At 40.0% G+C, this 14,771-nt stretch carries 14 protein-coding genes; 4 read left to right on the top strand and 10 right to left on the bottom strand.

The features are described from left to right. The first annotated feature begins 41 nt into the window (after nucleotides 1–41). The 4 genes from BLQ18_RS05765 to BLQ18_RS05750 all read left to right on the top strand — a co-directional run bounded on the left by BLQ18_RS05765 (nucleotide 42) and on the right by BLQ18_RS05750 (nucleotide 4,271). Entirely contained in the window at nucleotides 42–938 is an 897-nt protein-coding gene (locus tag BLQ18_RS05765; protein ID WP_090293434.1) for a NifU family protein, read from the top strand. Nucleotides 939–1,007: 69 nt separating this feature from the next. After that, a complete protein-coding gene (locus BLQ18_RS05760) occupies nucleotides 1,008–1,208 on the top strand; it encodes a dodecin family protein (RefSeq protein WP_090293433.1) in 201 nt (66 codons plus the stop codon). Nucleotides 1,209–1,272: 64 nt separating this feature from the next. Next, nucleotides 1,273–3,378, top strand: coding sequence for a thioredoxin domain-containing protein (locus tag BLQ18_RS05755; RefSeq protein WP_090293432.1), 2,106 nt, complete (start codon nucleotides 1,273–1,275; stop codon nucleotides 3,376–3,378). 71 nt (nucleotides 3,379–3,449) lie between these two features. Further along, complete coding sequence (locus BLQ18_RS05750) at nucleotides 3,450–4,271, top strand: mechanosensitive ion channel family protein (protein ID WP_090293431.1); 822 nt, start codon at nucleotides 3,450–3,452, stop codon at nucleotides 4,269–4,271. Nucleotide 4,272: 1 nt separating this feature from the next. Here BLQ18_RS05750 and tsaB read toward each other — a convergent pair whose 3' ends face one another. The 10 genes from tsaB to BLQ18_RS05700 all read right to left on the bottom strand — a co-directional run bounded on the left by tsaB (nucleotide 4,273) and on the right by BLQ18_RS05700 (nucleotide 14,769). Continuing rightward, on the bottom strand, nucleotides 4,273–4,953 hold the full coding sequence (gene tsaB, locus BLQ18_RS05745) for a tRNA (adenosine(37)-N6)-threonylcarbamoyltransferase complex dimerization subunit type 1 TsaB (protein ID WP_090293430.1): 681 nt from the start codon (nucleotides 4,951–4,953) through the stop codon (nucleotides 4,273–4,275). A 15-nt stretch (nucleotides 4,954–4,968) separates the two neighbouring features. Next, a complete protein-coding gene (locus BLQ18_RS05740) occupies nucleotides 4,969–6,318 on the bottom strand; it encodes a TolC family protein (protein WP_090293429.1) in 1,350 nt (449 codons plus the stop codon). Nucleotides 6,319–6,357: 39 nt separating this feature from the next. After that, on the bottom strand, nucleotides 6,358–7,467 hold the full coding sequence (locus tag BLQ18_RS05735; protein WP_090293428.1) for an efflux RND transporter periplasmic adaptor subunit: 1,110 nt from the start codon (nucleotides 7,465–7,467) through the stop codon (nucleotides 6,358–6,360). 36 nt (nucleotides 7,468–7,503) lie between these two features. After that, nucleotides 7,504–8,703 (bottom strand): ABC transporter permease, encoded by a 1,200-nt coding sequence (locus BLQ18_RS05730; RefSeq protein WP_245668071.1) that lies wholly within the window; start codon nucleotides 8,701–8,703, stop codon nucleotides 7,504–7,506. 59 nt (nucleotides 8,704–8,762) lie between these two features. Further along, nucleotides 8,763–9,992 (bottom strand): ABC transporter permease, encoded by a 1,230-nt coding sequence (locus tag BLQ18_RS05725; RefSeq protein WP_090293426.1) that lies wholly within the window; start codon nucleotides 9,990–9,992, stop codon nucleotides 8,763–8,765. Further along, on the bottom strand, nucleotides 9,985–10,686 hold the full coding sequence (locus BLQ18_RS05720; RefSeq protein WP_090293425.1) for an ABC transporter ATP-binding protein: 702 nt from the start codon (nucleotides 10,684–10,686) through the stop codon (nucleotides 9,985–9,987). The genes BLQ18_RS05725 and BLQ18_RS05720 overlap by 8 nt, the downstream gene beginning before the upstream one ends. Nucleotides 10,687–10,796: 110 nt before the next feature. Then, nucleotides 10,797–11,894 (bottom strand): efflux RND transporter periplasmic adaptor subunit, encoded by a 1,098-nt coding sequence (locus BLQ18_RS05715; protein ID WP_090293424.1) that lies wholly within the window; start codon nucleotides 11,892–11,894, stop codon nucleotides 10,797–10,799. 30 nt (nucleotides 11,895–11,924) lie between these two features. Further along, the gene (locus BLQ18_RS05710; RefSeq protein ID WP_090293423.1) at nucleotides 11,925–13,181 is read right to left on the bottom strand and encodes an ABC transporter permease; all 1,257 of its coding nucleotides are present in this window, start codon (nucleotides 13,179–13,181) and stop codon (nucleotides 11,925–11,927) included. Nucleotides 13,182–13,204: 23 nt separating this feature from the next. Next, a complete protein-coding gene (locus tag BLQ18_RS05705) occupies nucleotides 13,205–14,449 on the bottom strand; it encodes an ABC transporter permease (RefSeq protein WP_090293422.1) in 1,245 nt (414 codons plus the stop codon). 107 nt (nucleotides 14,450–14,556) lie between these two features. After that, nucleotides 14,557–14,769, bottom strand: coding sequence for a hypothetical protein (locus BLQ18_RS05700; protein ID WP_090293421.1), 213 nt, complete (start codon nucleotides 14,767–14,769; stop codon nucleotides 14,557–14,559). Nucleotides 14,770–14,771: the final 2 nt, after the last annotated feature.

The raw sequence follows: 14,771 nt of genomic DNA, 5'->3' as shown, positions 1-14,771 counted from the left end.
ACGCATTCCAACTATTGGTATTTTTGCACCAAAGATTCACAATGAAAGAGTATAATATTACCGTTGTTCCTACAAACAATCCGAAAATTTTAAAGTTTGAAACCAATCATTTTTTGGTAAAGAACAACTACGAGTATAAAAACATAGATGAGGCGAAAAATTCCCCATTGGCCCAGCAACTTTTCTATTTGCCCTTTATCAAAACAGTTTACATCGCCAGTAATTTTGTGGCTTTGGAACGTTTCGATATTGTAGAATGGGAAGATGTGAAAGACGAAGTGGCCCAACAATTGGTGGAATACCTGAATGCAGGTGAACCTGTGGTAAATGAAGACGTAGCCAAGAAAAAAGAGCCCATTACCGTTTATGCAGAAGTAACTCCAAACCCTGCGGTAATGAAATTCGTTTGCAACAAGCGTATTGTTCCTGCCACCTTTGAATTCAAAAATATAGACGAAGCCAAAGCTTCCCCACTAGCTATAGAACTTTTCCATTTTCCTTTTGTAAAAGAGGTTTTTATGGACGAAAACTATGTTTCGGTAACCAAATATGAAGTGGCCGAATGGGAAGAAATCAACATGCAGGTGCGTGAATTTGTGCGGGATTATCTGGCTGACGGCAAAACCGTAATTTCTGAAGAAGCCGTTCAAAAAACCAAAGAAACAGTTTCTCAAAGTGCTGCGCAGACCAATTATGATGACACCTCCCAACAAATCGTTGATATTTTGGAAGAATATGTAAAACCTGCTGTAGCCAGTGATGGTGGAAACATTCTTTTCCAATCGTACGAAGAGCAGAGTGGAACGGTAAGCGTAATCCTTCAAGGAGCTTGTAGTGGCTGTCCATCTTCCACATTCACTCTTAAAAACGGTATCGAAACCATGCTTAAGAACATGATGGGCGATAAAATCAAAGAAGTAGTTGCCCTTAACGGATAATTCATCCCATTCTGCCAAGGATTTCCCACTGAAAATGATTAACTTAAAGGGAATTTAAAAACATTAACCATGGCAGTATTAAAAGTGATTGAATTATTGGCCAATTCCGATAACAGCTGGGAAGACGCAGCTAAAAACGCATTGGATCAGGCCTCAAAATCCGTAAAGAACATTCGCTCCATTTACATTAACGAGCAAAGTGCAACCGTGAAAGACGGCAAAATTGACAACTACAGGGTAAACGTAAAAATTACCTTCGAAGTAAAATAGACCTAATTAATTTCATAAATGCGCCGAAATCGGCGCATTTATTGTTTCCTCCAATTCCTGCGCAATGAAAAAAGTTCTGTCCATTGCCGTAACTTGCATACTTGTTTTCAGCTGCGAACAAAAATCCAACAACGTGACGCATAAATTTACCAACGACCTCATTCACGAAACCAGTCCTTACCTTTTACAACATGCCCATAATCCTGTTGATTGGAAAGCTTGGTCGCCCGAGGTTTTGGAGCAAGCTCAAAAGGAAGATAAACTCTTATTGATCAGTATTGGTTATGCCGCTTGCCATTGGTGCCACGTAATGGAGCATGAATGTTTTGAGAACGAGGAAGTGGCACAGGTGATGAACCAAAATTTTATAAACATAAAAATAGATCGAGAGGAACGGCCTGATGTAGACCAGATTTACATGGATGCCATTCAAATGATTTCTGGTCAGGGTGGTTGGCCATTAAATATTGTTGCCCTTCCCGACGGCAGACCCTTTTGGGGTGCCACCTATGTCCCTAGAGACAATTGGATAAAAAGTTTGGAGCAATTGGCTCAATTATATAAAAATGATAAGCCAAGGGTTACCCAATATGCCACTGATTTGGCCAACGGACTCCAAGCTATCAATCTTGTGGAGGTTGAAAAAGACAAGGAACTTTTCTCTTTGGAGGAATTGGAAATCACCGTAAACAGTTGGTCGCAATATTTTGACACCTTTTTGGGTGGACACAAGCGGGCTCCGAAATTTATGATGCCCAACAATTGGGATTTTTTATTGCACTACGCCACCAGTGAAAACAAACCAGACCTCATGGAATTTGTGGACACCACACTCACACGAATGGCCTATGGAGGTGTTTATGATCATGTGGGTGGTGGATTTTCAAGATATGCCGTAGATACCAAATGGCATGTACCCCATTTTGAAAAAATGCTGTATGATAATGGTCAATTGGTCAGCTTGTATGCCAAGGCCTACGCGGTTACCCAAAATGAACTCTATAAAAACGTGGTGGATGAATCCATTGCTTTTGTACAAGAGGAGTTATTGGATAAAAGTGGAGGGTTTTATTCCTCCTTGGATGCCGACAGTTTGGATGAAAATGAAGAATTGGAAGAGGGCGCCTATTACGTTTGGACCGAAAAAGAACTCACCGAACTATTAGGTGAGGATTTTGCAGTATTTCAGGACTATTTCAATATCAATTCCTATGGTTTTTGGGAAGAAGAAAATTATGTTTTGATTCGGGATAAAGGTGATGAAGAAATAGCAGAAAAACACAAAGTTTCGGTTTCAGACTTAAATAAAGTGATTAAAACTTCCCTTCAAACTTTAAAAAAAGAGCGAAACAACCGACCCAAGCCCAGATTGGATGATAAAATCCTCACATCTTGGAACGCTTTAATGCTCAAAGGTTTGGTGGATGCGTATCGCTATTTGGGAAACGAAGCTTATTTGGATTTGGCTTTAAAAAATGCATTGTTCCTTGAACGGGAAATGCTAAAAGAGGATGGTTCACTATACCGCAACCACAAAGAAGGAAAAAGCACTATCAACGGGTTTTTGGAGGATTATGCCACTTTAATCGATGCCTATATTTCACTTTACGAGGTCACATTTGTTGAGAAATGGTTGGATTTGGCCAAAAATCTGCTGGAATACACCCAAGAGCATTTTTGGGATGCCAAATCAAGCATGTTCTTCTACACCTCCGACGAAGACCAATCGTTGATCAGACGTAGTGTTGAAGTGGATGACAATGTGATTTCTTCGTCAAACTCGATAATGGCCACCAATCTGTTTAAATTTTCAAAACTATATCCAGAGAATAACTTCGAAGCTATCTCCAAACAAATGCTCAAAAATGTTCAGAAGGATTTTGTACGTCAAGGGCAAAGTTTTTCCAATTGGTTGCATTTGGCGCTTTATTTCAACAAAAACTTTTATGAAATCGCCATTGTTGGGTACAATTATAAAAATATAGGGCAATCGATTGGCGAAAAATACATTCCCAACAGCATTCTTACTGGGGCAGAAAAAGAAGGAAGTTTGGGCATTTTACAAAATAGATTTGTTCCCGATACAACCTTGACCTACGTTTGCATGGATGGCACATGTAAACTGCCTGTTTCAACAGTCGAAGAAGTTCTGGAACAGGTACAAGATTAACATTTGTTTAGATTTCATTTTTTTTATTTCAATTGAATATTAACTAGGTTGCCATTTAACTAAAAACCGTTATGAAAGAACTAGAAAATTATCAAGATTACATTGACATGGGCGTTGAATGGGCATTGGGTGTTTTGCCCAATTTATTGATGGCCATTATCACCTTTTTTGTTGGTCTTTGGGTCATTAGATTGGTGAACAAAATGGTTCGTCGCTTTTTTATCAAAAAAGATTACGATGAAACACTGGAGTCCTTTTTACAAAGTTTCATCAGTATATTACTAAAGGCTTTGGTCTTTGTTTTGGTAGTTACCCAATTGGGGGTAAAAACTTCTTCTTTGGTCGCCATTGTCGGTGCAGCTGGTCTTGCTATTGGTTTGGCACTTCAAGGATCATTGGCCAATTTTGCTGGGGGAGTACTTATTTTGATATTCAAACCATTTAAATTGGGTGATTTTATCTCAGCCCAAGGAGTGGATGGAACTGTAAAGGAGATTTCCATTTTCAATACCAAACTGAGCACCTTTGGCAACCAGATTGCCATAATTCCGAACGGACAATTATCCAATGGAAATGTAATCAACTACAACATGGAAAACACCCGAAGGGACAAGTTTGATGTAGGTATTGGTTATGGTTCCGATATTAAACAAGCCAAAGAAATTCTACTGCAAATTTGTGCGGACAATCCAAACATTAACACCGAACCTGCACCTGAAGTATATGTAGGTGGTTTAGGTGATAGTTCCGTTGATTTAAGTTTGCGTTTTTGGGCCAATACCGATGTTTTCTGGGCCGCCCACTTTTATGTGGTAGAGCAAACCAAATTGAGATTTGATGCTGCGGGAATCGAGATTCCGTTCCCACAAAGGGTCATGCATCAATCAAAATAGGTCAAGCTTTCTTTTTCTTCTGCTGAAGTACGAAATCCTTTAAATAATAAGGTTCAAAGTAGGCAACGTCTTCAAATTGTTGAGCGCTATATTTTTGAAAGGCCAATTGTGCCATTTCTTTTGCAGAAGGAACCACAGATTCATCAAAAATAAAATGGGGGTGTTGCAAAACGCCCCTACATTTTTCTGCACCACTTCCAACAATGTACACCTTCCTTTCCGAAGCATATTCTTGGAAAGTATTCTCATCGATAATTTCAGCAAGGGTCTCCCTTACTTCCTCATTATTTGAATCATAAACACAAGAATACACTTCCATTCTTCGGGCATCCAAAACGGGTATCACCAATTCATCTGGTTGCGCATCTACTTGCAAGGCCATGCTCTGTAAGGTAGGAATGGAAATCAAAGGTATTTCCAACGAAAAACAAAGTCCTTTTGCTGCTGAAACACCGATTCGAAGTCCTGTGTATGACCCAGGCCCTTTACTAATGGCAACGGCATCAAGGTCTGAAAACGACAAAGAAGCCTCATCCAAGGCTTCTTTGATAAATACGTGTAATTGTTCGGAATGCGAGTAGCTCGCTGCATTATTCTCCTTTAAAACAACAATCTCGTTGTCTTTGGAAATGCTCACGGAGCAATTGGTCGTCGCGGTTTCTAAATTTAGTATTAGGGCCATAAGGCCACAAAGATACTAGTTTAATGAAATGGGTAAACCAAAGTAGAACTCCAATATTTTCAATCTAAAAATATAATCGTATTTGGTACGGATCACATCGGCTCTGGCATTATCCACTCTTGATTGTGCTTGACTAAAATCGAACGCATTCATTAGTCCAACATCATATCTTTCTTTGGCATAATCGTAAGCCAATTGCCTTGCGTCCAAGGTTTTTTGGGCAGCCTCATAGGCTTTTTCAAAAGTACCAACATCCACATAGGCTTGCTGAATGGTGTTTTCCAAATCCAACTTGTCTTGCTCGAACTGCAATTCGGCCTGCGCCAAACTAATTTTGGAGCGTTTTACACCATTTCTGGCACTCCATCCATTAAAGATCGGCACACTCAATTGAGCACCGTAGCTGATACCGTCCAAAATCCACAACTGATCGGTGAAACCAGGCGTGTAAAGTCCATTGTTACCATCAGGAATCAAGGTGATGTCTGAATATCTTGAACCGTACTGGAAAAATCCAGATAATGTTGGGTAGTATGCTCCCTTGGCAATTTTAAGATCTTGCTTGGCCAATTCCACGTTAGATTCCGAAAATTTAATGTCATTTCTAAAGGTCAAGGCCTTATCGAAAATCACTTTGGCCGAGTTGTCCAAAATATCCGATGGTGGAATAGCAAACTCCTCTTCAGCAATATCAAAATTTTCGTAATCGGTAATCTGAAGTAATTGAGCCAAATTCACTCTGGAAATCAAAACCAAGCTTTCTCCATTGATCACCTGTTGCTCCTGATTTGCTGCAGTGGCCTCAATCTCCAATAAATCACCTCTTGGTAATGAACCTGCTTCTACCAATTCCTTGGTTCTTTTCAAGTCCTGCTCCGTTACCGCATATTGTGCCTTAAAGGTTTTTAACTGCTCTTTGTTCGATAGCACTTGCAAATAGGCATTGGCCACATTCAAACGAATATCATCCTTAAGGTTATCCAAACGATATTGATTGGCAATAGCGCTCATCTTGGCCCTATTGTATCTATTGATATTTCTAAGTCCATCAAATAATGTAACATTGGAACTCACTCCCATACTCACGTTAAATTGCGTACTATTGGTAGGCAAGTTGGTAGATGGGTTAATAGAGAAACCTGTGTTACTCGATGCCGTGGTATTTCCATTTAAGTTAGGAAGAAAATCTCCCAAAGCATCAGATCTATCGATTTGGGCATTCTCCAAATCCAGTTCAAATTGTTGTACGGTCAAATTATTTTCCACTGCATACATCACACATTCCTCCAACGTCCATTGGCGCATTTGCGCTGTGGACACGGCAACGGTGAACAACAGTAGTAAAATGGTTATGCTATTTTTCATTCGTTTTTTGATTTTCGTTGCTTATTCTATTGGGTTGGATTATTCGTCTGTCTTCTTCTCTAGCTTGTTCCAAACTTTGATTTTGGCATCTTCATCGATACCAGAAACCACTTCCACATCGATACCATCACTTACACCCAATTCCAAATCTTTTCTTTCGAAATTGTTCTCGCTGACCTCAACTTCTACATAAGGCTTCTCGGTATCTTTATCAAATTGAAGCAAAGCTTCTTTAATGGTCAACACATCTTTCTTTTCATCCAAAACAATAGAAGCGTTTGCACTATATCCTGCTCGAACGTAAGATGTAGTGTCGGTCAAGGCCAAATCTCCTTCTATCTTAAATTGAACGGCCCCCTCTTCTTCAACACCTTTAGGTGCGATAAACTTTAGTTTGGCCTCAAACTTTTGCTGATCTAAAGCTCCCAAGCTAATTTCCAATGGCATACCAACAGCAAGTTTACCAACCTCAGCTTCATCCACTTCACCTTCAAAAATCATTTTAGACATATCGGCGATAGTGGCAATAGTGGTACCATCGTTAAAGTTGTTACTCTGGATTACCTGATCCCCTTCTTTTACAGGAATCTCTAGAATAGTTCCTGAAACTGTTGCTCTAATATTGGTATTGGCACTTGCAGAACCACCAGCTGAACCTTTTTGGATGATCTGATAATCAGCCTGTGCATTTTTCAACTCTTGCTCAGCCTGGTCGTAAGTCAACTTTAAATTGTTGAATTCTTGATTGGAAATCACCCCTTTATCAAACAAGGCTTTGTTTCTATCATATTCAATCTTGGCATTCCCTAAAGCCAATCGGGCATTGTTTACTCGACCCGCAGCTTGGTTCAACGATTGTTCGTTAGGCACTACTTTGATCACAGCGATAAGGTCTCCAGCATTCACACGAACGCCTTCTTCCAAGATAATTTTATCGATGATACCCGAAATTTGAGGTTTGATATTGATCTCATCTTCTGGAATTACCTTTCCGGTAACGATTACTCTGTTCACAATATCCTTACGGGCTGCAGTTTCTGTTTTATACAGCTCAACAGGCGTACTGTTTTGTTTAAGAAAGTAAACCGTGGCCATCAAAATCCCTACGACGGCTACTCCTATTATTCCGTATTTTACGTACTTATTCATTATCGCTAATTTGATTTCGTTATTTATATGAATTGATTATTCTTCTCTTAAAGCTTCTATGGGTCTTATTTTTACTGCTCTGTTGGCCGGCAACAAACCAATGAGCACACTCAGCCCTACCATCAAAACAAATGAAAAAATGAATTGAGGAATGCTGATCATGGGTTTTACGAATGGAAAATCATCTCCGCTGCCCCACATCGAATCCATGATGGACAATAATCCCACTGAAATGGCAAAACCTACCAATCCTGCAAAAGCTGTAATTATTATGGCCTCCAATATAATTTGACGTTTCACCACTTTAGGGGTGGCACCTAATGCACGTCTCACACCAATTTCTTTGGTACGCTCCTTAACCGTGATCAGCAGAATATTACTAATGGCAATTACACCTGCCAACAGGGTAAAGATTCCAATGAAAAAGGAAAAACCTTGTAAGACCAAAGTAAACCCGGTAACACTGTTGAATATCCTTGACATATCGAAGCTACCAATGGCTCGATCATCATCAGGGTGAATATCATATTTGTTCTTTAAAATATCCTTGATTTGTTTTTCAATAAGTGGTACAGGGGTGTTCTTTTCCACGGCAATGGCCATCCATCCCATTCGGTCACCGGAATTAAAGGCTTTTTGAAAAGTAGAGAAAGGAATGAAGACCGCATTCTCACCATCAATATTAATGTTGTTATTCGGTTTATATATTCCAACTACCGTAAAGTAAACCCCATTAATCCTGATGCTTTCGCCAATGGCTTCTTCTCCTTTTTCAAAAAGTAACTTATAGGTCTCTTCCCCGATTACACACACCTTTTTGGAGTCTTCAATATCATTTTGATTCAAAAATCTGCCTTCTACCAACTTCTTCTTGGTGATCTGGTCAATTTCGGGATAATCCCCGTAGACCGAAGAACCACTGGTTTGTCCATTTCTGTAAACGGTAATTGCTCCCCTATGGTCGGCCAACTCAATTCGAGGGGCCAACACCTCGATTTCTGGAATTTGTCTTTTTAAAATATCGGCATCTTCCAACTTATAGCGTATTCTGCGTCCACGTTCAAAACCTTTATAGGGTTCGGAGGTGGATTGTCCCCAAACAAACAAACTGTTGGATGCCGTACCTGCAAATATTTTGTTGAAGCCATTGGTTAGCCCATTGGCACCTCCCAACAATAACACCAATATCAGCATAGCAATGATTACCCCGAGCATGGTGAGGAACGTCCGGAACATATTTTTTCCCAACGTATGAAAAATCTCGAACCACATGTCTTTATCAAATAACCACATATCTATTTATCGCTTAGTGCTACAATGGGTTTAACATTTGCTGCTTTCATAGCGGGAATCAATCCTGCCAATACGCCTGCAACAATCAATATTATGGTGGCGATGATTACAGTAGAGAGCTCCACGGATGGGTCTCTAAATGCATCTGTTTGAAAATTAGGACCTACAAGAGCTAGAATCACCCAAGCAAAAATTAGCCCTACAAAACCTGAAATGGCTGTGATAAAGATGGATTCCAAAATCACCAAGTTTACAATTTGAGAGGGACGTGCTCCTAATGCTTTTCTAACTCCAATTTCTTTTGTTCTCTCTTTGATCGTGAACACCATAATGTTTCCAATACCTACAATACCTGCAATCAAGATTAAAAAGGTAACTGCGATGGCCACACCGTTCAATACAGCGGTAAAACTACTGATGTTGTCAAAAGCTTCTGCGTAGTTCCAAACTCCGATACCCGCTTGATCTTCGGGTGCAATTTTATGCCTACGCTTCATGAGAATCTCCAATTTGTTTGAAAATTCCAAAGCCTCAGTTAAATCAAAATTTGGATTATAGGTTAGTGAAATGGAATTTACATTATTGGTATTCCCATAAATTTGTTGATAGGTACTGATGGGTGCGTAAATTCTTCTTTCTGCATTATCATCCCCATCGTCTGTAAAAATTCCTATAACTCTAAAAGGAAGATTGTTCAAGGTAACGAATTGACCCAAAGGATCCTCTTTTTGAAATAAATCTTCCGCAACCTTTCTACCAATTACTGCCACTTTGGCCTTATTGATCACATCGGCTTCATTCACATACCTACCTTCGGTGATCAATGTTTTTTCTATCGCTTGATGATCAGGATGGGTTGCTTGAATGGAATAAGAACCTGTTTCTGCCTTATATCTAGCAGTGGCACTTGCAAAGTAACGTCCACTTATATATTCGATTTCATCTGGAAAACTCTTTTTGATGTATTCAATATCATCGTTTTTGAACTGAATACGTCTACCCGCCTCAAAACCACCATAAGCTTCTGATGTTGTACCAGGGCGAATAAAAATAGAGTTGGTGGCATCGTCATTGAACTGCCCAGTAAAACCATTTTGCATTCCGTTTACCGAAGCAAGGAGCATTACCAAAATAAAGATGGCCCACCCAACGGAAAACCCAGTTAAAAAGGTTCGCAGCTTGTTTGTCTTAAGCGTATTGAATATTTCTTGCCAAACGTCGCGATCAAACATATTGCTCTGCTCTTACTTGTTCTATCTTTTTATCTTCTACAATAACACCATCCTTAAGGTGTACGATTCTCTTGCACATATGTGCAATATCCTCTTCGTGGGTTACGACCAAAATGGTATTGCCATCGTCATTGATTTTCTGGATCAAATCCATCACCTCATAAGAAGTTTTACTATCCAAGGCACCCGTAGGTTCATCTGCCAACAACACCTTTGGTTCGGCTGCCATGGCCCTAGCAATGGCCACCCTTTGTTTTTGACCCCCAGACATTTCACTTGGCAAATGTTCGGCCCATGGTTTAAGACCAACTCTTTCCAAGTATTTCAAGGCTTTTTCTTGACGTTCCTTTCTGGGAACTTTTTGGTAGTATAATGGCAGTGCCACATTTTCAGCTGCACTTTTGTAATTGATCAGGTTAAAAGACTGGAAAATAAATCCTAAAAACTTATTTCTGTATTGGGCAGCTTTAGTCTCACTTAGATTTTTAATTGGAACACCATCCAGAATATATTCTCCTGAATCTGCTCCATCCAACATCCCTAAAATGTTCAACAAAGTTGATTTTCCAGAACCAGACGATCCCATAATGGCAACTAGTTCTCCTTCTTCTACCTTAAAATTGATACCCTTTAAAACATGAAGGGAATTGCTTCCCATTTTATAGGATTTATGTAGATCTTTGATTTCTATCATGATTGGTGATGTTAGCTATCTTTCTTTAACCTCTGCATGTAAGACATACTATAGGCCAAATTGTTACAAGATTTGTTACTTTTTTTTATTACTTATTGATTCACAGGTTATTATTCAGAAACTGCGTTCCATACCTTTACTTTGTCATCTGCAGAGATGCCTGATTTCACTTCTACAAAAATGCCATCGCTCACTCCGAGTTCCACATTTCTTCGCTCAAATTGTTGTTGACCAGTCTCAACTTCTACGAAAGGATCTTTGGTGTCTCCATCAAATTGCACCAAGGCTTCTTTTAAGGCCAATACACTATCGGCCTTTGCCAAAATAATGGATGCATTGGCACTCAAACCTGCTCTAATAAATGTGGTGTCCTGTTTTTTGAGGGTTCCTTTGATTTCAAATTGTATAGCTCCATTTTCTTCTTTCCCTTTGGGTGCTATATAATCCAAAACAGCATCAAAAACCTGATTTTCTATGGCTCCAACTGTAATTTCCAACAGTAGATCTTCTTTGATTTTACCTACTTCGGATTCATCCACTTTTCCTTCAAAAATCATTTTGTCCACATCGGCAATGGCCGCAATTGTGGTTCCTTCATTAAAGTTATTGGATTCGATAACCTGGTTACCTACTTCAACAGGCACCTCCAAGATCATTCCACTAACGGTGGCACGAATCAAGGTGTTTGCTGCATTGCTCAAACCACTGGTGGTTCCCGTTTTTACGATATCATATCGCTTATTCGCTGCCGCATACGCTTGCTTTGCTTGATCAAAGGTGACTTGGGCACGTTCCAAATCGGTTTGTGAAATAACCCCTTTTCCGAACAAAGCAGATTGACGCTCAAAATTGCGTCGCTGATCGTCCAAACCTATTTTAGCTTCATCAATGGCGTTTTTGGCATCATTTAAAGCAGATAGATTGGGTACCACCTTAATCTTGGCCAACAAATCACCCGACTTTACATAATCCCCACCTTCCACATATATCTCTTCTATCACCCCTGAGATGTTCGGTTTGATCAATACTTCTTCCAAAGGAAGAATACTACCTGTAGCCACTGCCTTTTTTACAATGGTTTGGGTGGATGGAACCTCGGTTTGATACACCACAGGGTCCTCCGAATTTTTCTGGTACAAATAGTACATGGAGCCACCAAACACAACTACGATGAGTAATAAGATGGCAATGGTTACCGATTTTTTCATTTTACTTCTTTTTATTGATTGATGTTAATTTTATTCTGTTCGCAATGCTTCAATAGGTCTCACTTTAATGGCACTTTGTGCTGGAATAAATCCTGCCAACAAACCTGACACCATTAAAATGGTCAAGGCGCCAGTTACCACGCCTATGCTTACGCTCGGGCTCATGAACATATCCACGGGCCCCACACTATCCAATAGAGAGTTGATTCCAAATATGATCGCAGCTCCGAAAATAATTCCGACCATTCCCGAGATCAATGTCAAGAAAATGGACTCCATTAATATTTGTTTTTTGATGGACCATGGTTGTTCGCCCAATGCTCTTCGTATACCAATTTCTTTGGTTCGCTCCTTAACCACGATGAGCATAATGTTACTCACTCCAATGATACCAGAAAGCAGTACCATAATGCCCACGATGTATGCGACGGCCTTTAATGCGCCAAAAAGACTTTCCACTCGATTATATTGTTCGTACAAATCAAAATACCCAACAGCACGGGTATCTTCTGGATGCACTTTATGGCGCTCCTTCATGATGCTGACAATTTTTTCTTTCAACACGGAAATTGAACTTCCGTCGTTTGCGGTAATGGCCATCCAACCCACATCTTCTCCTCTATTAAAGGCTTGGGAAAAAGATGTAAAGGGTACAAAAATCTCTTTTTGACCTTCTTCACCACCTCCACTATTGTTCTTTTTATAGGTGCCGATCACCAAAAAGTTGACGCCTTGTATTTTGATGTAAGTACCTAAAGCCTCCTCGTCTTTATCGTAGAGGTCATTTTTAACGCCGTTTCCAATAATGGCCACCTTTCTTTTTTCCTTGATGTCATTATAATTCAAAAACCTGCCCGAAGTCACGGTCATAGGATCTTGATTGATGATTTCAGGATAATCCCCATACACATTATAGGCTCCTGTTCGAAGACCGCGAACCACATTGTTGTTTCCTCCAAAACCTCCCAATTGGTTTCTGGGTGAAATATATCGTAGGCTGGGTACATTGTCCCGTAGTGCCTGTACATCATTTATTTTGAACTCGAACTGTCTACCTTGTGGTAAGCCCTCATACCCCATAGTTGTGGCACGGGTCCACATGAACATGGTGTTGGTAGCGATATCCCCGAAATCTTGCTTGATCCCATTTTCCAATCCCTTGCCTGCAGCCAATAAGAGAATGAGAATAAAAATACCCCAGCATACTCCAAAAGCTGTAAAGATGGTTCGCCACACATTACTTGTGAGTACCTCTATAATTTCCCGCCATCTATCTTTATTGAACATCGCTTACTTTTTCTGGGTTACGTTTATTCATCGCGAAGGGATTCGATCACTTTTACTTTTGCCGCTCTCCAAGCAGGGACAAAACCCGCCAAAGTACCAGCCAGAATCAATACGATTACCGTTGAAAAGGCAACGTTAAAGTTTACGGAAGGATTCATAATGTAATCCACCTCTACATGTGGACCGACCAATTCCAATAGCGCCATACTGAAAATAAGTCCCCCAAATCCTGAAATAGCGGTAACAAAAATTGCTTCGTGCAAAATCATTCCCACTATGGACCATGGTTTGGCCCCTAAAGCTTTTCGAATTCCGATTTCGCGGGTGCGTTCTTTTACTACAATCATCATGATGTTACTCACACCAACTACACCAGCAATAATGGTACACACGCCAACAAACCAAAAGAATATTTTAATGTTATTGGTAAGCCCGTAGTATCGCTTGGCTTCTTCCATGGCACTCCAAACCTCAATGGCACCAGTATCTTCAGGAGCTACTATGTGGGCTTGCTGTAGGTAGGTTCGCATCCCATTTTTAAAGTTGACGGCTTGGGCCACTGCTTGATCAAAATTTTCAACAGGCGGAAGGGTAAAAGACATATTATTAAGTCGGTTCCCTCCGTTAAATGCTTTTTGAGCTGTGGTGATTGGAATATAAATACGTTCTTCTTCGCGGTCCTCCATTTCTTTGAAAACCCCTATTACTTTAAAGGGAATCCCAGAAATATTGATAAATTCACCAATGGGCGAGTCTACTTTTTCGAAAACGTCTTTTTTGATTTTGTTACCAATAATGGCCACTTTGGCCGTAGATGCTTCATCGGAATAGTTAATGAACCTACCCTCGATCATACCTGCATTTTCAATAAATTGAAAATCAGCACCAACACCTTGAACCCCATACACCAAGGCCTCTTTCCCGTAATTGACATTAACACCTCTTACAAAAATTCTTGGAGAACCATATTCTATATCACTTTTGAACATGGCATTGGCCATATCAAAGTTGTCATTGACCAATTGGATTCGCCTACCTGGATTAAGCCCCTTATATTCTTTGGAAGTAACACCTGGCCAAACCCAAACACTGGTAGAGGCATCTTGTTTGAACTCATTTTCGATACCATTGCGCATTCCTTGGCCAAACCCCAATAGGATTACAAGAATAAATATACCGGAGGCCACGGATAGCCCCGTTAAAAAAGTGCGGAGTTTGTTCTTGCGTATGGTGTCAAATATTTCTTGCCACCGTTCCAGGTCGAACATAGGATTTGCGATTTTTGATTGATGAAGTATTAGCTATACTTATCTATAAGATGAAATAAATCGCAAAATGTTACAGATTAACTCAATTATTTTTTGCCAACCTGGTATTATCCTCTAATTTTTCGATAAATAAAATAGAAAAGTCCTGCTACGAGCACATAGGGAACTGCCATTAGGTATACAATTCCATTGTTGATTCCTTCCGCCGTTTTTCCATCAGCTTCACTTTCTACCACCGCTCTACACATAGCACATTGTGCATCGGCAACTGTTGGAATTGCCATAATGATAAGCACTATTAGAAGGAATTTGAATTTCATAG

The organism is Flagellimonas zhangzhouensis, assembly GCF_900102925.1.
GTDB classification, from domain to species: Bacteria; Bacteroidota; Bacteroidia; order Flavobacteriales; family Flavobacteriaceae; genus Flagellimonas; species Flagellimonas zhangzhouensis.
This window is presented reverse-complemented; position numbering and strand designations above follow the sequence as displayed.